This is a genomic window from Corynebacterium sp. HMSC30G07 (assembly GCF_001806945.1).
GTDB lineage: Bacteria > Actinomycetota > Actinomycetes > Mycobacteriales > Mycobacteriaceae > Corynebacterium > Corynebacterium riegelii.
Genome location: NZ_KV786471.1, coordinates 1 through 21,002 on the forward strand (window position 1 = coordinate 1; position 21,002 = coordinate 21,002).

The following is a 21,002-nucleotide window of genomic DNA, read 5'->3' on the forward strand; positions in this document are numbered from 1 at the left end:
AAGAACTCGTCGATACCCGACCCGAGTAAGAGAAGCAGGTGGCCAGGCTCAAAACAAAAAACAGCCCGTTTTTCCGAAGGAGGACCCGGCGTGGTTCCTGACCTGGGACAAATGAGTGCCGAAATGAGTGCCGAGCTTTCACCAACCACAAGCCCAAAACCCAGAGGACACATTGTCGAGGAGAGATTCAACGACTGACGGCGACCCAAGCCAGGTTGCAAAACAAAAAACAGGCGATTTTTCGGTTGAGAAATCACGGGATGTTTTAGTGGACAGTTCTTGTGGGCACCCAGCCTGCAGATACATCAGCATCAGCATCAGGCATCAACGATGTCGTAACGCCGCGCCTACCAAACTATGCAACCAGTGGGGCTAATGTTACGGATGTGACTGCATCTTCATACTCTCGCCGGACATTCCTCAAGTCCGCTGCCATCGCCACCGCGGCCGGAGCCGCCTCGTCTACGCTCCTCTCCCCTGCCGCTGCCGCCCAGACCCCAGGCCGCGTGATTGGCACGGTTATTGACTATTCGGCAGGTGTGCCGTCGGCAAGCAGCGTGAAAGCCGCCGGCCACATGGGGGCGGTGCGCTACGTCTCCGAGCGTCGCCCGGGCGCGAACTGGATGCTGGGCAAGCCGGTTACGCTCGCCGAAACGCGCGACTTTGCCGCCCAGGGCCTCTACACCGCATCGGTATATCAGTTCGGTCGCGCGGAGACGGCTGATTGGTTGGGTGGTGCGGCGTCGGCAGCCAAACATGCCCCTGACGCGATCCGCCTGCACCGTGCAGCCGGCGGGCCAACAGGCAAACCGATTTATGTGGCGATTGATGACAACCCGCACAAGGACCACTACACCCACCAGATCCGTCCCTACCTGCGCGCATTCCAGGCAGCGCTGACCGTGGCTGGCTACCAGATGGGCGTGTACGGCAACTACAACGTGATCCAGTGGTGCGTGGAAGACGGCATTGGCAGCTACTTCTGGCAGCACGACTGGGGCTCCGGCGGCAAGATCCACCCCCGCACCACGATCCACCAGAAGGCGAAATGGACTGCGACTATCGACGGCATCACGGTGGACATCAACAACGTCTACGTCCGTGACTGGGGTCAGTGGCTGCCCGGCCAGCCGCAGCAGTCGCCGCTTCCCCCGATCTCCCTGAATACGCCACAGCAGAGCGACGCAGCAGCCCTAGCAGATCTGATTGCAACGAGCAGCCAGCTGTCCTCGAAGATCGATTGGGCTGGCCTGCTCTAACTTGGCTCTAGCTTGCCTCGGCAACAAAAAACGGCGCTTAGAAAAAGCGCCGTTTTTTATGTCACGGATTAGTGGTCGACCGGAGCCTCCACACCAACACCGGTGAGCGAGCGGACCTCCATCTCGGCCTGCAGCTCATCGAAGTTGTCCGGCTTACCCAGGAAGGTACCGATGATGCCGCCGAGGAAGCCCAGCGGAATCGAGATCAGGCCCGGGCTGGACAGCGGGAAGATGGACCAATCTGCGTTCGGGAACATTGCAGTCGGGGTGCCAGACACTGCCGGGGAGAGGAAGATCAGCACCAGGGCGGAGATCAGGCCAGTGTAGATGGACACAACCGCACCAGTGGTGTTGAAGCGCTTCCAGTACAGGGAGTACAGGATGGTCGGCAGGTTCGCGGAGGCCGCGATGGCGAATGCCAGGGAGACCAGGAAGGCCACGTTCTGCGTCATCGCCAGGATGCCCAGGATGATGGAGACAATGCCCAGGACAACCACGGTGATGCGGGAGACGCGGACCTGCTCGTCCTCAGTTGCCTGACCGTCACGCAGCACGGCTGCGTAAACGTCGTGTGCAATGGATGCGGAGGCGGTAATTGCCAGACCAGCAACCACAGCAAGCACTGTTGCGAAGGCAACTGCGGCGATCAGCGCCATGAAGATGGAGCCACCGAGCTCGAATGCCAGCAGCGGAGCCGCCGCGTTTGCGCCACCCGGTGCAGCCAGGATGCGGTCCGGGCCAACGAAGGCAGCTGCTGCGTAGCCCAGGATCAGGGTGAGCAGGTAGAAGGAACCGATCAGGACAATTGCCCAGGTCACGGACTTACGTGCTTCCTTCGCCGTAGGCACGGTGTAGAAGCGCATCAGCACGTGCGGCAGACCAGCGGTACCAAGCACCAGGGACAGACCCAGGGAGATGAAGTCCAGCTTGGATGTGGTGGTTGCGCCGTACTTCAGGCCCGGCTGCATGATGTTCTCTGCCACATAGCCCTTCTCTGCCAGGTATGCGGAGTTGGCGTGGGCTTCAATCGCCTGGTCAAAAATAGCGTTCAGGCCGCCCTTAGCCACGACAAAGGCCAGGATGGACATGATCAGCACGCCGGTGATCAGCAGAACAGCCTTAATCATCTGCACGTAGGTGGTGCCCTTCATGCCGCCAACCAGAACGTAGACGATCATGACAACGCCAACGATGGCAACACAGATCGCCTGTGCGGCAAACGAGTGCAGGTCCAGCAGCACGGACACCAGGGAGCCGGCGCCGGCCATCTGCGCGATCAGGTAGAACAGCGACACGAACAGGGTGCCGAATGCGGCGGCCACGCGGACCGGCTTCTGGCGCAGGCGGAAGGAAAGCACGTCCGCCATGGTGAAGCGGCCAACGTTACGCAGCGGCTCCGCCACCAGCAAAAGCGCCACCAGCCAGGCTACGAAGAAGCCGATGGAGTACAAGAAGCCGTCGTAACCACTGAGCGCAATGGAGCCGACGATGCCCAGGAAGGACGCGGCGGACAGGTAGTCACCTGCAATAGCCAGGCCGTTCTGGGTACCGGAGAAGGATGCACCACCGGTGTAGAAGTCAGAAGACTCGCTGGTGGTCTTGCCCGCCTTGGTAACAATGAACAGGGTGACAACAATGAACGCGCCGAAGATGGCAATGTTCAGAAGCGGATTGCCGTTGGCCGCAGCCTCGGCAGCGAGGGTGTAGGTCTGCATGTGTTAGCCCTCCATCTCTTCACGGATCTGTGCCGCACGCGGCTCGATATTCTTGTTCGCCCACTTCACATAGACGTAAGTGATGGCGAAGGTGGTAATGAACTGCGCCAACCCCATCCACAGGCCCAGGTTCAGGCCAAGGAAAGGCCGTGCCATAACCTCCGGTGCGAAGGTGGCAAAGATGACGTAGAAGAGGTACCAGATAAGCGCGGCAATCATCACCGGGAAGGTGAATCCGCGGAAAGTGCTGCGAAGCTCCTGGAACTCAGGGCTCTGCTGCATTGCCACAAACTCGTCAGGCGTGGGCTCACGACGAGTGGGGACTGCTGTAGATCCAGCCACGGCCTCAATCCTTTCTTGCTAGAGGAAGTTTTCGCCTTGTTACGAGTTTGGTCAGCAAAAGCTGCCAAATACGTAACGCAACACAGAAAATGTAACGTACGGCACAAAGTCTCTCCAATGTTTAAGACTTCTCATTTCCCAGCTGGGGGTGAAACTACCCCCGAATAACACTGTGACCTGCATCGCTAATTAGTACTATTTTCCCATCTGTTTTCCCGTTTTCTGCATGAAAAAACGCCCACACCCTAACGGTGCAGGCGTTTTTGGAAGCCGAAACGGTCTAATTCGGGAACGTCCGAGGGTTGCCCCACAGGCGCTCGCCGGGGATGGAGTTGAGGGAGTTCACGTCAGCGTCGTCAAGCAAAAGCTCCACTGCCCCCAAGTTCTCCTCCAAGCGCTCCAAATTGGCAGTCTTGGGTACCACAGAGCAACCGAGCTTCATCAGGTATGCCAACACCACCTGCGCAGGCGTTGCACCGTGACGCTCAGCCACAGCAACAATCTCCGGCGCATCAAAGTTCTTCCCTCGCGCAAGCGGCGCCCACGCCTCAGTCACAATGCCGTGCTGAGCGTGGTACTCACGCAACTCCGGCTGCGTGAAACCAGCGTGCAGCTCCACCTGGTTCAGCACCGGGATGACACCGGTAGCCGCAATCAGCTCATCCAGCACTTCCTCGTAGAAATTCGCCACACCAACCGACTGCAACTGCCCCATGCCCTGCAGCTGCACGATCTGCTCAAACGCAGACACGTACGTGCTCTGCTGCGGGCACGGCCAGTGCACCAAGTACAGGTCAATAAACTCCAGGCCAAGGCGCTTCAAAGACTCCTGGTACGCCTCCCCCGCACGGTGCTGGTCATCATTCCACAGCTTCGTGGTGACAAACAGCTCCTCACGAGTCACGTCACCAGCAGCGATCGCATCACGAATCGCCTTACCAACCTCAACCTCGTTGCCGTACAACGAGGCGGTATCAATGTGGCGGTACCCCAGCTCGATTGCCCGGCGCACCACCGGCTCTACATCTGCAGCTTCAAGCTTGTAGGTACCAAGGCCAAGCAGCGGGAAATCATAACCGTCATTCAGTGTGGTTACTGGGATACTCATAACGCCCAACCCCTACCTAGCGTCCAACAGGTCAATAACAAAGACCAGCGTGCGACCAGCCAGCGGGTGACCACCACCAGCCGGGCCGTAAGCCTTCTCCGGCGGGATGGTGAGCTGACGGCGACCGCCAACGCGCATCCCCGGGATACCCTCCTGCCAGCCCTCAATCAGGCCAGCGAGCGGGAATTCCGCAGCCTCACCGCGGTCCCAAGAGGAGTCAAACTCATTGCCAGAGTCATAGGTCACGCCAAGGTAGTGGACCTTCACGTAGCCACCTGCGACAGCCTCAGCACCGTCACCAACAACCAGATCCTCAATAACCAGGTCTACCGGCGCCGGTTCCTGTGGAATCTCAATGATTGGCTTTTCCATAGGTCACTATCTCCTGTTCGTTCATAAGCTTCAAACAAGTAAAAACCGCCGAGCGGACTCCCAAGAGTATAAGGGAAGTCCGGCAAACGGCGGTGTTGGCAAGAAACGCTTAGCGCTTGTCGCGCGGCACGAAGTCGCGCTTCTGGTAGCCGGTGTAGATCTGACGCGGGCGGTTGATCTTGGTGTTCATCGCCAGCTGCTCACGGTACTGAGCAATCCAGCCCGGCAGACGGCCGATGGCAAACAGCACGGTGAAGAAGTCCGTTGGGAAGCCCATCGCGCGGTAGATCAGGCCGGTGTAGAAGTCCACATTCGGGTAGAGCTTGCGCTGGATGAAGTACTCATCATTCAGTGCAATCTCTTCAAGCTTCATGGCCAGATCCAAAAGCTCGTCCCCACCCAGGTGCTCCAGCACCTCGTGTGCGGTGTCCTTCACAATGGCTGCACGCGGGTCGTAGTTCTTGTACACGCGGTGGCCGAAGCCCATCAGGCGGACACCCTTTTCCTTGTTCTTCACGCGGTTCATGAAGTCGGTTGCGTCACCGTCGTGGTTGTTCTTGATGTCTTCCAGCATCTCCAGAACAGCCTGGTTAGCACCACCGTGCAGCGGGCCAGCCAGCGCGTTGATGCCGCCAGCAACGGCAACGAACATGTTGGCCTGTGCGGAAGCAATCATGCGGACGGTGGAGGTGGAGCAGTTCTGCTCGTGGTCAGCGTGCAGGATGAGCAGCTTGTCCAGCGCCTTGGTCAGGACCGGGTCAACGTGGTAGTCCTCGGTCGGGTAACCGAACATCATGCGCATGAAGTTCTCGCGCGGGTTCAGGGAGTTATCCGGGTACATGTACGGCTTACCGCGGGAAGCGCGGTAAGCGTATGCCGCCAACATTGGCACCTTGGCCATCAGGCGCACGGTTGCCTTGTCCAGCTGCTCCTCATCCAGCGGGTTGAGCTGGTCCTGGTAGTAAGCAGACAGAATGTTCACGGAAGACGCGAGCACCGCCATCGGGTGAGCGTTGCGCGGGAAGATGTTGAACGCTGCCTTGAAGTCCTCATCCAACAGGGTGTGGTGGCGCAGATCCTGGTTAAATGCGTCCAGCTCTTCCACCGTCGGCAGCTCGCCGTTGATCAGCAGGTAGGAAACCTCGTTGAAGGTTGCGTTCTCTGCCAGATCCGCAATGTCGTAGCCACGGTGGCGCAGAATGCCCTCGGCGCCGTCGATGTAGGTGATCTTGGACTCAGTAGAACCGGTGGAAACATAACCCGGGTCAAAGGTAACCAGGCCGGTCTCATTCAAAAGGTTGCCAAGTACAACACCATCGTTGCCCTCGGTGGCCTGCATGATGTCCATCTCATACTCGCCACCTGGGTAGTGAAGTACTGCCTTGTTTGCGTTTTCAGAAGCCACTATGAGCCTTTCCACGTAGACACTTGCCGCACCTAGGACACACGCTAAAAGCAGGTTGACACGTTGTGCGGATATTTACCTTGAGCCATAGTAGCACCGCGTGTGACACGGGTGACATCATTGCGCTTTTCAGTCGAAGGATCACGCTTTGCGGACCCTTTACATATGGCGTCGCAAAGTATATTATGCAATGCACCGTAAAAATCTCTCGAAGGATGTCATGAGCACCTACCCCACCCTCCCAGCCGACCTCATCCCTGCCGACGGCCGTTTTGGCTGCGGCCCGTCCAAGGTTCGCCCTGCGCAGCTTGACGCTATCGTACGCGGCGCGGACATCATCGGCACCTCCCACCGCCAGCCCGCGGTGAAGAACGTTGTGGGTGAGGTCCGCGAAGGTCTGGCCGATTTCTTCCAGCTGCCTGAGGGCTACGAGATCGTCCTGTCCCTCGGCGGTGCTACCGCGTTCTGGGATGCTGCAACCTTCGGCCTGATTGAGAACAAGTCGGCCCACCTGACGTTCGGTGAGTTCTCCGGCAAGTTTGCCAAGGCCTCCGCGCAGGCACCGTGGCTGGAAGAGCCGCAGGTGGTTGCCGCTGAGCCGGGCACTGCCCCTAGCCCGAGCGAGCTCGACGGCACGGATGCTGATGTCATCGCCTGGGCTCACAATGAGACCTCCACCGGTGCGATGGTTCCGGTTGTCCGTCCGAATGCCGAGGGGCTCGTGCTTATCGACGCAACCTCCGGCGCCGGCGGCCTCCCCGTCGACATGAAGGAAGCTGACGTTTATTACTTCTCCCCGCAGAAGTGCTTCGCGTCCGATGGCGGCCTGTGGTTTGCGGCGATGAGCCCGGCTGCGATCGAGCGCATTGCCAAGATCAAGGAATCCGGCCGCTTTATCCCGGCGTTTTTGGACCTGCAGACGGCAGTGGACAATTCGCGCAAGAACCAGACTTACAACACCCCGGCTGTGGGCAGCCTGCTGATGTTGGCTGACCAGGTGAAGTGGATGAACGCCGAGGGTGGCCTGGACGCTATGGTTGCGCGCACCACCGCAAACTCCGAGGCGCTCTACGCCTGGGCGGATGCACATGAGCTGGCTACCCCGTTTGTGCAGGACCCGGCGTCGCGCTCCCTGGTGGTGGGCACGATTGACTTTGCGGACTCCATCGACGCAGCTGAGCTGGCGAAGGCACTGCGCGCGAACGGCATCCTGGATGTGGAGCCGTACCGCAAGCTGGGCCGCAACCAGCTGCGTATCGGCATGTTCCCGGCTATTGATACCGCGGACGTTGTTACCTTGACGCGTGCTATTGATTCCCTGCTGGAGCAGGGCGTGGGCGCAAAGTAAGCGCCGTGTCCTGGGATAAGGTGGACGCTATGCGTGAGCTTTATCTCAGTGAAGAGGAATCGACGGAGCAGTTCTTCGTTCTGGTAGATGACGATGGTGTTCGCTACCAGCTCTCCCGCGCTGCGCTGGAAGAACTAAAAGAGGAGCCGACGCCGGAGCCGGAGCCGGCACCTGAGCCGGAGCCGCTCCCAGAGCCCGATCCCCTCTTCGCCAACGCGCTGACCATGCGCCCGAATGAGATCCAGGCCCGCATCCGCGCTGGCGCTACCGCCGCGGAGCTGGCTGAGGAGATGGGGGTTGCGGAGTCACGCGTTGAGCCCTACGCGCACCCGGTGTTGTTGGAGCGTGCGCAGATTGCTGAGGCCGCCAAGCAGGCGCACCCCGTGCGTGAGGACGGCCCGGCGAAGCTTACCCTGTTCGAGGTCCTTGCCTCCGCCTTTGCTGCGAGGGGCCATTCGCTTGCAGACGCTACGTGGGACGCCACCCGCGAACCCGGCGATGCCTGGGTGGTCCGCGTTTCCTGGAAGGCCGGCCTGACGGATAATGAGGCCACGTGGGCCTACAAGCGCCAGATGGGTTCGGGTTCCACGGCAGAGGCCCGCGACGCGGTGGCTCAGGATCTGACAGACCCAGACTTTGTGCAGCCGCGTTCCATCGTGAGCCTGGACAGGCGGGACCAACGCGTGGAGCCCGAGGAGCCCACTGAATCCGAGGCTCCGGATGTAGAGGCAGCACCCGCCGAGGAGCTGGAGGGCGATTTCTTGCGCCACCCGGATGAGCAGGAGCAGCCGCAGCATCGTCGCCGCAAGGCTGTTACCCCGCACTGGGAGGACGTGCTGCTGGGTGTTCGCACCTCACAGAAACGGCCGCGCAAATGAGCTACCCAGCGGTTGTGACGGTGTGGTTTGTCACCTCGGCACACCCGGAAGAGGTTTTGGCGGCAGAGCCGAAGGCGGACCGTGGGTTTGGGCGCAAGCTGCTTGCGCAGATCAACCCTGGTTGGCCGATCACGCCGATTGGGCAGTTCCCGCTCAACCGTTCCTCACGCCCGGGCCGCGATGAGTTTTACATTGCCGGTTACCCGGGAGTGGCCGTGGTGCAGACCTTTGTAGAGGATTCGGAGGAGCTTTCCCACACGGTTGGGTACCTGCGCCGCGCACTCCCCGCTGCAGATACCTACGTTTTTGCTGAGGGCACGGACAGTGGCTACGGCGGGTTTTCCCATTACGTGGGCGATGAGCTGCGCCGCTCTTTGACCGCCACGCGCGAACGGGTGATTGAAGACTTGGGTCTGCCCGAACCTTTCGAAGCCCCCTATTGGGCAGGCGAGAAAGCTGAGCAGTTAGGCGGCATCACCTTGCCGTTTGAGCCGAAGGATCTGGTGCGTGAAGCGCAACGCAGCTGGATTGGCGTGGACCTGCACGCGGGCAGCCCAGACGTACACGTGGTGGGGTATGCGGTGGATGGCCGCCCAGAGCCGAAGATCACGCAGCCTGCAAAGCCGCCCAAGACCAAGACGGTTGAGGAGGTTGCGGCGCGCTTTGCCGAAAAAGACAGCGCGTATGACGATTATGACGTGCAAAGCGACAACGACGGCGACGAGTTCACCGAGCTTGCAGACGCCTCCGTGGCCGCCGCCAAGCGCATCGCCCGCGGCATTCGCCGCCGCGTGAAGAGTGCTGCGGCAGCACTCAAGGAGCGCATCCGCCACTCAGATCGGCCATAGATCGGCCCTAACTAGGCCCTAACGGTTGCGTTCGTAGAACGCGATAGCCGCGCTTGTTGCCACGTTCAGTGAATCAGTGCCGGGGCTCATGGGGATCTGTGCGCGCACATCTGCTGCACGCATTGCGTGTTCAGTCAGCCCCGGGCCTTCCGCCCCCACCATGAACGCCACCTTCTCATACGGCGCACCCGTTTCCGGGTTGGTGAGCGCATCCCGCAGCAGTACCGAATCCGGTGCCGGGGTCAACGCCACAATGTGAAACCCCGCCTGGCGCAGCTGCTCCAGGTCGCGCTGCCAGGTGGTTGGCGTGCCCCCAAAGTGCGCAAACGGAGTGCGCAGCACGTGCCCCATGGACACGCGCACGCTGCGGCGGTACAGCGGATCTGCGGTTGCCGCGCCGAAAAGCACGCCGTCTACCCCCATGCCTGCGGCGTTGCGGAAAATGGAGCCGATGTTCTCGTGGTCCCCCACTCCCTCCAAGATCACCAGGGTGCGGGCACCCGCTGCCACCTCAGCAACGCTTAAAGGTTCCGGGCGGTCAGCCGAAGCGAGAAGCCCCCGGTGCATGTCGTAGCCAGCAACCTGCCCCATAATCTCGCGCGTGATCTCGTACACCGGGATCTCGCGGCGCGACAGCTCCTCGCCGTGCTCCTCCAAGAAAGTAGCCAGGCGTCCCCCAAAACCAAAGACAGCGCGCATGGGAAAGCGCGATGCCAAAAGACGACCCGCCACCAACGGGCCTTCGGCGATCACCAGATGTTTCTCGCTATCGGAGTGTTTCAGGTCTCGGATGTCGTCGAGGGATGGGGACAACGGGTCGTCGATACGCATAATGCTCTGTGCCTTAACCCACGAGAGCCAGCAGTGGGCCCTGCGCAAAGTAGACAACAAACAGCGCGGAGATCAGCCACATGATCCAGTGGATCTCACGCGCCTTGCCAGCAAACAGCGCCATGACGGTAAACGCGATGAAGCCCACGCCAATACCGTTTGCAATGGAGTAGGTAAACGGCATGACCACGATGGTCAAAAAGGCCGGAAATGCCACGTCAAAGCGCGTCCAGTCAATGCCGCCAACCTGCATCATCATCAGCGCACCCACAATAACCAGCACCGGTGCCGCAGCCTCAATCGGCACAATCTCATACAGCGGGGTGAAGAACATAGCCAGCAGGAACAGCACGCCGGTGACCACGTTGGCGAGGCCCGTGCGCGCGCCGTCTGCAATACCCGCGGAAGAATCCACATACACCGTGTTGGAAGAGCTGGAGGCAAAACCACCAGCAACGGCGCCGAAACCCTCAACGATCAGGGCGCGCTTCATGTCCGGCAGGTTGCCCTTCTCATTAGCCAGGCCAGCCTGGCGGCCAAGCGCGGTCATGGTGCCCATAGCGTCAAAGAAGTTCGCCAGCACCAGGGTGAACACCATGAGCGACGCAGCCAGCACGCCCGCGTTGATAAACGCGCCAACCAGATCAACCTTGCCCACCAACGACAGGTCCGGGATGCCGCCGAAGCCCTCCGGGATGGTCGGCACCGCAAGGGACCAGCCGTGCGGATCCTCAGCGGAGGAACCCACGCCAGCAATCGCCTCAACAACCAAAGCGATAATCGTGGTGATAACGATGCCAATGAACAGGCCACCCGGCACGTTGCGGGCAACCATGAAACCACAAATCACAAGACCCAGCACGAAGACCAGCGTCGGCCAGGAGGCAATCGAGCCTTCAAAACCAAGCTGGACCGGCACGGTGGTCATCGCGGCGTCCGGAATGCGGCGGACAAAGCCAGCATCTACAAGACCAATCATGGCGATGAACATGCCAATGCCCACGCTCATGGCCACCTTCATGGAGTTCGGAATCGCTTCAAACACCGCGGTGCGGAAACCGGTGACGGCAAGCACGCAAATAATGATGCCGTCAATCACCACAAGACCCATGGCCTCCGGCCAGGTCAGGCCCTGCTGCCCCACCAGCGTCACCGCAACCAGGGTGTTGAGTCCCAGGCCCGTTGCAATGCCGAAGGGGTACTTCGCCACAACGCCGAAGATAATGCACATCACGCCGGCAACCAGGGCGGTCACCGCAGCCACCTGCGAAATACCCAGCACAACGCCATCGCGGTCCGGGCTGGTACCAATGATCAGCGGGTTGAGCAGGACGATGTACGCCATGGCGAAGAACGTGACCACGCCGCCGCGGATCTCACGGCCGACAGTGGAGCCACGCTCCGAAATGTGGAAGAAGCCGTCCAGTCCGCCGGCAGGCTTCGAAGGTGTTGGTTGTTGCGCGCCAGTTTCAGGCGCGCTGGTATCTCGGGTGGTCACGGTGTCTTGGATCCCTTTTCAGGTGCGTTGTTGGAAGACTGGCTATTGCCTGTCATATTGCCTGTCATAGACTGTCACTTTGCGTGTAAAAAACCAATTTCAATTCCAGTAATTTTTCGGCACAGTAAGGCACAGTAAGCAGGGCAGGCGTGGATAGTTTCACCTTTGTGGTGCAAGAAGGCACCGTCATTGACGCTGCGCTGTATGCCCAGCGCTTGCGTGAGCTGGGGGTTTCCACTGCCGACATGCAATCCTTGCGTGTTCGGTTGGCGGATGTAGCAGGGACTCGGCGGGCAATCTTGCACATCAACAACGGCACACCTGTGCTGGTACTTCGCCCCCTTGCGCCAGCCCCGCAGGAGATCACCATGTCGGCGCTGCCGATCCCGGATGAGCGCACCGTGCCCGAAAAGGTTGGTCCGGATTCCGGTTGGCAGCAAACCCAGCTGGCCTTGTTGCCTTCGGATGAGGGCTTGCTTGCTGATGCCGCAGGAAACGTCGTCTGCGCCATCATGCGCCCACTGATTGCCATCCATGAAAGCGAGGATCCAGCGCACGGCATCTGCGCATATATCTCTACGCACCCCCACACACCCCGCTCAGTAGCGCTAGATGGCGTGGTGGATATCCTGCGCGCCCATGGAGTGTGCGTTCACACGCTGCCGGAAGGATTCTCGCTAGGACAGCTGCACGACAGTGAGGTCTGGGTGGTCGACCCGGTCTACGGCGTCCGTTTGGTCGAATCCTGGGTGGAGTACGGCACACCTCGCTCGGCGCGGCTGCTGTTTGAGCGTGCCGGCGTGCCCTCGCACCGGGAAGTCAACGAGGCACGCGCAAAGCGCGCCGCCACGTTCTAATCCCACTAGTCATTCACTACGGTGTCCGCGTGCGCGCCGCAGCCGTAGGAGGCTGCGACAACGTGGCCGTCTGCGGAGTATTCGTTGGTGCACACACCAAAGTTATCGCCCACCGGCTCCCCCATGGGCAGGTAGAAGGCGCAGCTGCGGCAGTACAGGGTGGCCTTTTCGGCGAACTCACTGTTTGGCCCGTAGTCGCCGGTGCGCCAGCGCTTCTCGGCGTCACGCAGGCCTTGTTCGGTCAGGTAGTGCTTGGTCTCGCGCCCGGGGAAGGTGATGGCGTGGCGGGAGAAGGAGTCGTCGGTCACCCGAGCGTCGTGAGGCGAAAGCTCCATGATGTCGCCGGGGCCGAGGTCACCCGGACGGAGGCGCTCCGAGTATGGCACCCATTCCGGCGCTTCGAGCGCGCCCGTTGCTGGGATCAGCGCAACCTCGTTGATGGTGATGGTGTCTGAGCCGGTTGCGCACGCAATCACGGCGTTCCACTCCCAGCCGGTGTAGCCAGGCACGTTCGCTTCGAAGCGGTGGGTGGCCACGTTGGCTTGCAGGCCGGTGACGCCGATGTGGTCGCCGATTTCGTGGTCCGCGGCGACGTCTCCAAGCGCCTCGCGCGCCGCTGCTACCGCCTTGGGGCCAAGCAACGGGGATCCGGCGGAATGTCGGTTACGTCTGGGTTTACTCACTCCCCCATTATGCGTGTGTTGCTTTTCAGGGGTACAAGATGGTGCAAGATGGTGCCCATGCCGAATCCCTCCAAACCTTGTGCCGCCCTTGGCCTTCTCGCATTGCTGCCGCTGAGCGCGTGCGGCACCGACAACCAGCCCGAGCAGCTCGTGGCGGTTGTGCATGAGCGGTATGACTTTGACCCGACAAGTTTCACCCAGGGCCTTGAGGTGGGCCCTGGCGGTGAGTTGTACGTGGGCACGGGTTGGAACGGGGAGTCGCGGGTGTATCGCCGCGACATCAACGGCACTGAGCTTGCCTCCCAGTCGCTGCCGGATACAGATTTCGGTGAGGGCATTTCGCTTGTAGACGCCGCGTTGTGGCAACTCACCTGGCAATCCGGTATCGCCTACAAACGGGATGCCCAAACGCTTGAGGTGGTAGACCAAGCGGCAATTGATGGTGAGGGCTGGGGCATTTGCCATCTCGAAGAAACCGGCGAGATAATTTTTTCTGACGGCACCGCGCAGCTGCGCCGCATGGACCCAGAGACCCTTGAGGAGCGCGAGCGTTTCAGCGTCACGTTGGCCGGCGAACCCGTCGATGGCCTCAATGAGCTGGAGTGCGTGGGTAGTGATGTGTACGCCAACGTATTTACCACCACCGACATCGTGCGCATTGACGCGGAAACGGGCAATGTTACCGCTGTCATTGACGCCTCCGGCGTGCCAAACAACGCGGAGCCTGATTTGAACAATGTGCTCAACGGCATTGCGCACATCCCCGGAACCGATGAGTTTTATGTGACGGGTAAGCGCTGGCCGGACCTGTACCGGGTTACCTTCACCCCCGCCGACTAAGGCTGCTGGGTAGAATCCGCAACCATGGCAAAAGGCGGAAAGAACCAAAGCGTGAAGCAAATGGTGGCGGTTATTGCCGTTGCGTTGCTGCTTGTCACCGGCATCTATTTCTTCATGGAGTACCAGCGCACCCGCCCGGGCACCCCAATTTCAGATGTTGCAATCAGCGTGACGTCCGCCGGTGAAACCCGCGAGATCCCCCCGTACACCGTTTGTGAGCTGGACCAGGAGTGTGACGGCGGCACTCCTCCGTCCATGCCGCTGGGTGATGATTCGGTGCACGTGGCTGTGCCGAAGGACATCGCGCAGACCAGCTGGCGCGTGCTGGCTATTTATGACGACCCGGCGGCCAACAACGAGACCGTCTATACCTCCGGCGAAGCCACCGAGCACAAGATCGACGCAGTGACTGAGTCCGGAGCGGCACTCGTGGTGGCGGAAGTGTCCGCCCTAGCAATTGACCACGCTGCCGACGGGGAGGAAGTCCCAGTCATTGCAACGTGGTCAGTTGGGTTTGAGTAAACGCTCCCGTTTTAACAGCGCCTCTTTTTACGCGTCGAGCTCCTTCGCCACCGCGCGCAGGATCTCCGCAACCTGGCGGGATTCCTTGCGGTCCGGATAGCGGCCAGCGGTCAGTGCGGGCTGGATCTGGGTTTCGATCAGCGTCATCACATCTGCAAGCATGCTGCCCAGTTCCTCCGGCTTGCGGCGGTGTACAGGCCTGCGGCGCGGCGTGTCCAGGATCTCAAGGCGCAGCGCCTGCGGTCCGCGGCGGCCGGCGGCAAAGTCGAATTCCACGCGCTGGCCGGGCACAAGCTCCTCAACTCCTTCGGGCAGCACGTTGCGGCCGATGAAGACGTCTTCTTCACCCGGGTTCGAGGCGAAACCGAAGCCCTTTTCGGCGTCGTACCATTTAACCTTTCCAATTGGCATGGCTAATCCTCCTGTCTTCGTAGATCTGGTGAGCTTACCCCGTCTCCTGAAAGAGCCCAGCGCAGCCCCGAGTGACACAGATCACATATTTTGCTTTTCGACGCCACGAGCTGCCCTTATAGCGCCCCAAAACCCAGTATCTTCGCCATTTTGTGGCACGAGCGTGACTGAATCGTTATAAAACGTTAGGCTACTGCGAAACGTCCGAAGTCAACCGACCCGTAAGAGAAGGAAGTAACTATGGGACGCCACTCTAAGCAGACCACCTCCGTAAGCAAGAAGGCACTCGCTGGCGCAGCTGCCGCTGCCGCGCTTACCGGCATCGCCGCACCGCAGGCAACGGCCGCACCGGATTCCGATTGGGACAAGCTCGCACAGTGCGAGTCCGGCGGCAACTGGGCCATCAACACCGGCAACGGCTACTACGGCGGTCTGCAGTTCTCCTACGGCACCTGGCTGGCATACGGCGGCGGCGAGTTCGCCCCGACCGCTAACCTGGCAACCCGTGAGCAGCAGATCATCATCGCTGAGCGCACCCTTGCTGGCCAGGGCTGGGGCGCATGGCCGGCCTGCTCCGCACGCCACGGCCTGAACTCCGCACCGACCAACCGCGACGCACAGGCAGTGCAGACCGTTCCGGCTCCGGCTGCAGCCCCGGCTGCCGAGGCAGCTACCGGCAGCTCCGACAGCGTGGCCGTGGACGCACTGTTCAACCAGCTGACCACGGTACTGACTAACGCTGGCTACACCGTGCCGCAGGAAGTGCACGAGACCTACGCTGCTAACAAGCATGACTACAACGGCTTCTACTTGGCCAACCGCCAGCTGATCGACTCTGTGCTGGCCGGCAACATCGCTGGCGCACTGGGCTTCTAAGCACCTGTAACAGCTCCACAGCTGCTCACAGCTAGCAAAAAAGCGGCCGCTTTCCAGCGGCCGCTTTTTGTTGTTCCTACGAGCTTAGGTTTTACTCGCCGTTGAGACGGGACGTGGTGTGCACGTAGCCGGTCTGCTCCGGCGGCATCGGCAACACCAGCTCATTGCCAAACGGGCTGCTTGCGCCAGCCAGCTTGGAGGAGATCTCGGTCACCGGGTGACCATTACCAGGAACGTTCGTGGGCCAAGCCGGGTTCGCGCGCCCAATCTTCTCTGCATCTTTAGCCATGCGTCTTATTCTTTCACGTTCTGGGCAGAAACGCACGTAGGATTGTGCGGAAATGTTTACTGAGGATCAGCTTCGAGCACTACTTCGCACCCGCCCGGACGCGTTCTTCCCTCTTCCCCCAACGCAGGCGTCCCTGCGCACACGCCTTGGACTGCCGGGTTCTGTCTCACGGGCGCTGCGCACGCTCAACGCGGCAGACCTGCACGCACTAGAGCAGCTGGCAGACCGTGGTGCGGAGCTTGACCCGGTTGACACCACGGGCCTTGACCTGCAGCTAGAGCGTCTACGGGAGCGCGCCCTGATCACCGGCCCCGCCGACGCTGTGCGCATTGCTGCCGGCACCCTCAGCGCCTTGCCGGCCGGGTGGAGGGTATCGGATGTGGCGCCGGAGGGGGTGCGCGAAGGCGTCGAAAAGCTTGATGCCAACGAGCGCAAAGTGCTGGAAACCCTGGCGCGCGCAGGTGGCGTGGGCACCACGAAGGCGGCGGCACCCGATGCGGATCCGGATACCCCCGTTGCCCGCCTGATAGCCAAGCAAATGCTGGTGCGCGTTGACGGCGCAACCGTGCGGCTGCCGCGGCCCGTCCGCGAAGCGCTGGCCGGCCAGACCCCGCGCATCTACCCGCTGGTGGAGCCAGAGCAGCCAGAGGTAGACCAGCACGCGGTGGATGAGGCCGCGACCGCGCAAGGATTAGAGGCCGTGCGCCAGATGCGTCAGCTGCTCACGCGCCTGTTGGCGGAGCCGGTAGCCCTGAACAAGGACAGCACCGTCGGCGTGCGCGCACTTGCCGCGCTGACCAAGGAGCTGGGCTTTGACCCGACATTCATGGTCACCGTCGGCGAATCCGCAGGCCTCATCGGCCGCGGCAATGTGGATCCTGCCCAAGACGCCGATGCGCTCGCAGCGACCCACGACGCGCTGAGCTGGCTCGACGCCACGTTGACACAGCAGTGGGCGATTGTGCTCGCCGGCTGGGTTGCCTCCCCATGGCGCATTGACCAGGGCCACAAGTTGCTGTCCGCGGAAAGCCACGCGCCTGACATCCGCCACGCACGCATGGACATCCTGCGCGCAGGCGGCAACCTGCAGATGCTGCTCTTCCAGGCTCCTCTGGCGGCAGCCGCTATGCGCGACGCACTGATCAACGCGGTAATCACCGAAGCCGAGCAGGTTGGCGCACTGGCGCTTGGCGCAGCCTCCTCCCCGCTGCAGGCAGTGCTAGACGGTGGCGACGTTGCCGCCGCAGCTACCCTCGTTCCTCCCGAAGTGGACACCCTGATTGCCCAGGCCGACATGACGGTGCTCGCACCCGGTCCCCTCACTCCAGACGTTGCGCGCGTGCTGGAGCGTTTCGCCGACATGGAGTCCCCCGGCCTTGCCAGCGTCTGGCGCGTTTCTGAGGCCAGCCTGCGCCGCGCATTTTCCGGCGGCATGACCGCGCTCCAGCTCCACGAGTGGCTTGACGCACACGTCATGGGCGAGGTCCCCCAGGCGCTGAGCTTCATGGTGGATGACGTCGCGCGCAACCACGGCACCATCCGCGCCGGCCAAGCGCTCAGCTACATCCGCAGCGAGGACCCCGCACTGATCACCAGGGCCCTTTCGCTTATCGACGCCCTACGTCCCCTCGCCCCCACCGCCGCCATCGCAGAGATTCCGCTTTCCCAACTCATGGCGCAGCTGCGCCAAGCGGGCCTGCAGCCGGTGGCGGAAAACGCCCAAGGCGCGTCAGTGAACATCGCGCCGGAGCCAGCACTGGTGCCGGCAACGCCGTCGACCATCCCGCGGGTGCGTGGGGTGGCGGATGGGGAGGTTGCGCGGATCGTCGCAAAGCTGGAAAGCCCCGACGAGGAACCGGAAGCTGACGGCGACAACCTGGAAACCCTGCGGGCTGCCGCGCGTGGGCGCCGGCACGTGCGCCTGGGGTATGTGGACAAAAACGGGCGCGGGCGCATGCTGACCGTGCTGCCGCTGAGCGTGAGCGCCGGGCAGGTGGATGCGCTGGACGAAGCATCCGACCGCGTCGTGCGCATCGCCCTGCCGCGCATCACCAAAGTGGTGCTGGCCTAGCGGCTGGCGCGCTCCAGGATCTCCAGAATGTGCTCGTAGTCCTTGCCTGTTGCCGCGGTCAGGCCCAGCTCACAGGTGCGGTTGGAGGACGCATGGCACGCCGAGCCCAACTCCTTGGCTTCGGCCGCCTCGCGCTTGGTTGCGGAGTGCGTGAGCTCCGGGTGCAGCATGCCGCGGTCCCCCGCGTAGCCGCAGCAGTTCCACTCCGCGGGCACGCGCACATCCTCGGCTGCGGCGGCTGCGACGTGCTTCAGCGTCTCCACGATGCCCAGGTGCGTCGCCGAACACGTCGGGTGCAGCGTCACCGATGGCACCTTGTGTGTGACCTCAAGGTTTTCCAGCACGTGTTGATCCACAAACTCGATCGCGTCAATGACTGTGATGCCGATACTTTCCGCCATGTCGCGGAAGCCGTGCGTACAGCTCGACGCATCCACCACCACCGGCAGACGCCCACCATCCGTTGCTGCGATCAGTTGGTCGTTGACGCGGCGCTGCATGATGTCGTGGCCGGTGCTCATGCCTTTGGACGTCCACGGCGTGCCACAGCACATCCCGTCAATGCCCTCCGGGACCGTAAGCGCAAGACCTGCACGCTCCACCAGCTTCGCAAACGCTTCAGAGGCGCCCACGCCGTCGGATTGCGGGCCGAACATGGAGTTCACACACGCCGGGACGAACACACCGATCGGCTCCACGCCCGGCGCGCCGATACGCGTGCCAAACGCCTTGGAGCGCTTCACGCCACCCTTGGACAGCTCGGGACGGTACTGCGGGACGGTGTCCTTGCCAACGAGCGCACGCGCAACGTCGGTGACCTTCTGCACCAGGCTGGTCGGCATGTAGTAGGCGCCGGTCAGCGCGGCAGAGGCCACGCTGTTGCCCGGGCCCCACGCTTTGGCTGCGGCAGCCCAGCCGGCGGACTTCACGGCACCGGCCTCGCCGCGGCGCAGCGACTTGATGAACTTGCCCGTATCAATGCCCACCGGGCAGGCGGTCACGCACATGGAGTCCACCGCGCAGGTGTCAATGCCCTCGTACTGGTACTCCTTGTCAATGTGTGCGACCAGCTCCATGTCGCCTTCCTTAAGCGCCTTGGCACGGGCGCGGCGCACCACGATGCGCTGGCGCGGGGTCATGGTCAGGTCGCGTGAGGGGCACACCGGCTCGCAATAGCCGCACTCCACACACGGGTCGATCTCGTCTTCCACCTGCGGGTTGAGCTTGAAGTTCTTCATGTGCTCGCGATCGTCTTCGGTGATGATCACGCCCGGGTTCATCACCCCACGCGGGTCGGCGGCGCGCTTGAGTTCCACCATCACCTCATAAAGCTCGTCGCCGTATTGACGGCGCACGTACGGCGCCATCACACGACCCGTACCGTGCTCTGCCTTCAGATTGCCACCGGCACCGAGGACGAGGTCGACCATGTCCTCATTGAAGCCGTCGTAACGCTTCAGGTTCTCATCACCCTCGAAGCGGTCCGTGATCAGGAAGTGGATGTTGCCGTCCTTGGCGTGGCCGAAGATGACGGCCTCGTCGTAGCCGTAGACATCGAAAAGCTGCTGCAACCCACCGCACGTATCGGCGAGGTCCTGGACGGGCACTGCGATGTCTTCGAGCAGCGCGGTGGTGCCGGACGGGCGCGCTTCCGCCACCTGGGCGTAAAGGCCCTTGCGGAACGCCCATGCCTTGGCGCCCTCCAGAGGGTCAGTGCTGAACTGGGCCGCGGTCTGCAGCTCAAACTCTTTAAGGAGCTTGGAGCCTGCCTGCTCGTATTCGCGCAGCTGCTCAAGCTCGTTGGCGTGGTACTCAATCAGCAGCGCGGCCTGGCCGCCAAGTTCAAAACCGGTGATCTGCTCCGGCACCGAATCAAAGGTGCGGCCCACCTTGATGGAACGCGAATCCATCAGCTCCAGCGTTGCTGCTTTCGAGTCGAACAGTGCTGGCAGCGAACGGGTTGCCGCATCCAGCGTCGGGTACACCGCGATGGTAGTGGTCTTCAGCTTCGGCACCTCAATAGTGCGGAACACTGCCTCCGCGATAAACGCCAGCGTGCCCTCGGATGCCACCAGCAGGTGCATAAAGATGTCCAGCGGGGACTCAAAATCCAAAAACGAGTTCAGGCTGTAGCCCATCGTGTTCTTCAGCGCGAAGTGGCGCTGGATGATACCTACGGATTCCTTGTTCTCACGCACGCGGCGCTTGAGGCGCTCCAGTGTTTCCACAAGCTCCGGTTCCTGCTGCGCAAACTGCGCTTCCGCATCCGTATCCGCCGTGTTGATCACGGTGCCGGACGGCAGCACGAACGTCAGGGACTCAATGGTGTTGTAGGTGTTGAACTGCGTGCCACAGGCCATACCGGAAGAGTTGTTCGCAATCACACCGCCGATGGTTGCCGCACCCTCGGACGCCGGATCCGGGCCAATCTTGCGGCCATAAGGTGCCAGGTGCGCGTTGACCTGGCGCACCGTGGAGCCGGGTTGGACGCGCACTCGCTTGCCGCCGTCCAGCACCTCCACGCCGCGGAAGTGTTTGCGCACATCCACCAGCATGCCCTTGCCGCCTGCCTGGCCGGAAAGGGACGTACCGCCGCCGCGCAGCACCACCGGGGCACCGGAGGAGGCGGATGCGCGGAACGCTGCAGCGATGTCGTTCGCGTTACGCGCTTCCACCACAACGTCTGGTGTGTACAGGAAGTGCGACGCATCGTGCGCGTACTTAATGCGATCGATCGGGCGCGTGGACAGCGCCTCGTCGGAGCCGAGTTCGCGGGCCAAATGCGCCGCAGGATTGGAGATGGTAGCCGTCATGGGTTCATAATAAACCCGCCCGGAGCGATGTCATAT

The 21,002-nt window shown here is 61.8% G+C and carries 20 protein-coding genes; 9 read left to right on the forward strand and 11 right to left on the reverse strand.

The window, feature by feature from the left end:
• The first annotated feature begins 386 nt into the window (after positions 1 to 386).
• Positions 387 to 1,259 (forward strand): DUF1906 domain-containing protein, encoded by an 873-nt coding sequence (locus HMPREF3104_RS07870; RefSeq protein ID WP_070495084.1) that lies wholly within the window; start codon positions 387 to 389, stop codon positions 1,257 to 1,259.
• 68 nt (positions 1,260 to 1,327) lie between these two features.
• Here HMPREF3104_RS07870 and HMPREF3104_RS07875 read toward each other — a convergent pair whose 3' ends face one another.
• The 5 genes from HMPREF3104_RS07875 to HMPREF3104_RS07895 form a co-directional block, all read right to left on the reverse strand.
• On the reverse strand, positions 1,328 to 2,974 hold the full coding sequence (locus HMPREF3104_RS07875) for a solute symporter family protein (protein WP_070495085.1): 1,647 nt from the start codon (positions 2,972 to 2,974) through the stop codon (positions 1,328 to 1,330).
• A 3-nt stretch (positions 2,975 to 2,977) separates the two neighbouring features.
• A complete protein-coding gene (locus HMPREF3104_RS07880; protein WP_083279016.1) occupies positions 2,978 to 3,256 on the reverse strand; it encodes a DUF485 domain-containing protein in 279 nt (92 codons plus the stop codon).
• A gap of 340 nt (positions 3,257 to 3,596) precedes the next feature.
• A complete protein-coding gene (locus HMPREF3104_RS07885; protein ID WP_070495086.1) occupies positions 3,597 to 4,424 on the reverse strand; it encodes an aldo/keto reductase in 828 nt (275 codons plus the stop codon).
• A 12-nt stretch (positions 4,425 to 4,436) separates the two neighbouring features.
• A complete protein-coding gene (locus HMPREF3104_RS07890; RefSeq protein WP_052205081.1) occupies positions 4,437 to 4,796 on the reverse strand; it encodes an FKBP-type peptidyl-prolyl cis-trans isomerase in 360 nt (119 codons plus the stop codon).
• Between the two features lie 109 nt (positions 4,797 to 4,905).
• Positions 4,906 to 6,201, reverse strand: coding sequence for a citrate synthase (locus HMPREF3104_RS07895; RefSeq protein WP_083279012.1), 1,296 nt, complete (start codon positions 6,199 to 6,201; stop codon positions 4,906 to 4,908).
• A 220-nt stretch (positions 6,202 to 6,421) separates the two neighbouring features.
• Here HMPREF3104_RS07895 and serC point away from each other — a divergent pair, with 220 nt between their 5' ends.
• Genes serC through HMPREF3104_RS07910 form a run of 3 tightly spaced genes read left to right on the forward strand, consistent with a single transcriptional unit; the run spans position 6,422 to position 9,275 of the window.
• Positions 6,422 to 7,549 (forward strand): phosphoserine transaminase, encoded by a 1,128-nt coding sequence (serC, locus tag HMPREF3104_RS07900; RefSeq protein ID WP_052205082.1) that lies wholly within the window; start codon positions 6,422 to 6,424, stop codon positions 7,547 to 7,549.
• Positions 7,550 to 7,578: 29 nt separating this feature from the next.
• Positions 7,579 to 8,427: a septation protein SepH gene (gene sepH / locus HMPREF3104_RS07905; protein WP_070495109.1), complete on the forward strand. Its 849-nt coding sequence runs from the start codon at positions 7,579 to 7,581 to the stop codon at positions 8,425 to 8,427.
• On the forward strand, positions 8,424 to 9,275 hold the full coding sequence (locus tag HMPREF3104_RS07910) for a DUF6928 family protein (RefSeq protein WP_070495087.1): 852 nt from the start codon (positions 8,424 to 8,426) through the stop codon (positions 9,273 to 9,275). Before sepH ends, HMPREF3104_RS07910 begins: the two co-directional genes overlap by 4 nt.
• An 18-nt stretch (positions 9,276 to 9,293) precedes the next feature.
• Here HMPREF3104_RS07910 and HMPREF3104_RS07915 read toward each other — a convergent pair whose 3' ends face one another.
• Both HMPREF3104_RS07915 and HMPREF3104_RS07920 read right to left on the reverse strand, forming a co-directional pair.
• Positions 9,294 to 10,106 carry a TrmH family RNA methyltransferase gene (locus HMPREF3104_RS07915; RefSeq protein ID WP_070495088.1) on the reverse strand — a complete coding sequence of 271 codons (813 nt, stop codon included), beginning with the start codon at positions 10,104 to 10,106 and terminating at the stop codon, positions 9,294 to 9,296.
• Between the two features lie 13 nt (positions 10,107 to 10,119).
• Positions 10,120 to 11,532 (reverse strand): NCS2 family permease, encoded by a 1,413-nt coding sequence (locus HMPREF3104_RS07920; RefSeq protein WP_246816390.1) that lies wholly within the window; start codon positions 11,530 to 11,532, stop codon positions 10,120 to 10,122.
• A gap of 221 nt (positions 11,533 to 11,753) precedes the next feature.
• Between HMPREF3104_RS07920 and HMPREF3104_RS07925 the strand changes: the two genes are divergently transcribed.
• Positions 11,754 to 12,461: a hypothetical protein gene (locus HMPREF3104_RS07925; protein WP_052205087.1), complete on the forward strand. Its 708-nt coding sequence runs from the start codon at positions 11,754 to 11,756 to the stop codon at positions 12,459 to 12,461.
• Positions 12,462 to 12,466: 5 nt separating this feature from the next.
• On the opposite strand, the gene HMPREF3104_RS07930 is transcribed toward HMPREF3104_RS07925, so the two are convergent.
• Positions 12,467 to 13,144 carry a DUF3027 domain-containing protein gene (locus HMPREF3104_RS07930; RefSeq protein WP_083279013.1) on the reverse strand — a complete coding sequence of 226 codons (678 nt, stop codon included), beginning with the start codon at positions 13,142 to 13,144 and terminating at the stop codon, positions 12,467 to 12,469.
• 57 nt (positions 13,145 to 13,201) lie between these two features.
• On the opposite strand from HMPREF3104_RS07930, the gene HMPREF3104_RS07935 reads away from it, so the two are divergent.
• On the forward strand, positions 13,202 to 13,984 hold the full coding sequence (locus HMPREF3104_RS07935) for a glutaminyl-peptide cyclotransferase (RefSeq protein WP_168156366.1): 783 nt from the start codon (positions 13,202 to 13,204) through the stop codon (positions 13,982 to 13,984).
• 24 nt (positions 13,985 to 14,008) lie between these two features.
• The gene (locus tag HMPREF3104_RS07940; RefSeq protein ID WP_070495092.1) at positions 14,009 to 14,506 is read left to right on the forward strand and encodes a DUF2771 domain-containing protein; all 498 of its coding nucleotides are present in this window, start codon (positions 14,009 to 14,011) and stop codon (positions 14,504 to 14,506) included.
• A 27-nt stretch (positions 14,507 to 14,533) separates the two neighbouring features.
• Here HMPREF3104_RS07940 and HMPREF3104_RS07945 read toward each other — a convergent pair whose 3' ends face one another.
• On the reverse strand, positions 14,534 to 14,917 hold the full coding sequence (locus HMPREF3104_RS07945) for a cold-shock protein (RefSeq protein ID WP_052205091.1): 384 nt from the start codon (positions 14,915 to 14,917) through the stop codon (positions 14,534 to 14,536).
• Between the two features lie 240 nt (positions 14,918 to 15,157).
• Here HMPREF3104_RS07945 and HMPREF3104_RS07950 point away from each other — a divergent pair, with 240 nt between their 5' ends.
• Positions 15,158 to 15,793 carry a resuscitation-promoting factor Rpf1 domain-containing protein gene (locus HMPREF3104_RS07950; protein WP_070495093.1) on the forward strand — a complete coding sequence of 212 codons (636 nt, stop codon included), beginning with the start codon at positions 15,158 to 15,160 and terminating at the stop codon, positions 15,791 to 15,793.
• A 91-nt stretch (positions 15,794 to 15,884) separates the two neighbouring features.
• Here the strand turns inward: HMPREF3104_RS07950 and HMPREF3104_RS07955 are convergent, their stop codons facing one another.
• Complete coding sequence (locus HMPREF3104_RS07955) at positions 15,885 to 16,082, reverse strand: hypothetical protein (RefSeq protein WP_052205093.1); 198 nt, start codon at positions 16,080 to 16,082, stop codon at positions 15,885 to 15,887.
• 52 nt (positions 16,083 to 16,134) lie between these two features.
• Here HMPREF3104_RS07955 and HMPREF3104_RS07960 point away from each other — a divergent pair, with 52 nt between their 5' ends.
• The gene (locus HMPREF3104_RS07960; protein WP_070495094.1) at positions 16,135 to 18,153 is read left to right on the forward strand and encodes a helicase-associated domain-containing protein; all 2,019 of its coding nucleotides are present in this window, start codon (positions 16,135 to 16,137) and stop codon (positions 18,151 to 18,153) included.
• Here HMPREF3104_RS07960 and HMPREF3104_RS07965 read toward each other — a convergent pair.
• Positions 18,150 to 20,966: an FAD-binding and (Fe-S)-binding domain-containing protein gene (locus HMPREF3104_RS07965; protein WP_070495095.1), complete on the reverse strand. Its 2,817-nt coding sequence runs from the start codon at positions 20,964 to 20,966 to the stop codon at positions 18,150 to 18,152. The genes HMPREF3104_RS07960 and HMPREF3104_RS07965 overlap by 4 nt on opposite strands.
• Between the last annotated feature and the right edge of the window lie 36 nt (positions 20,967 to 21,002).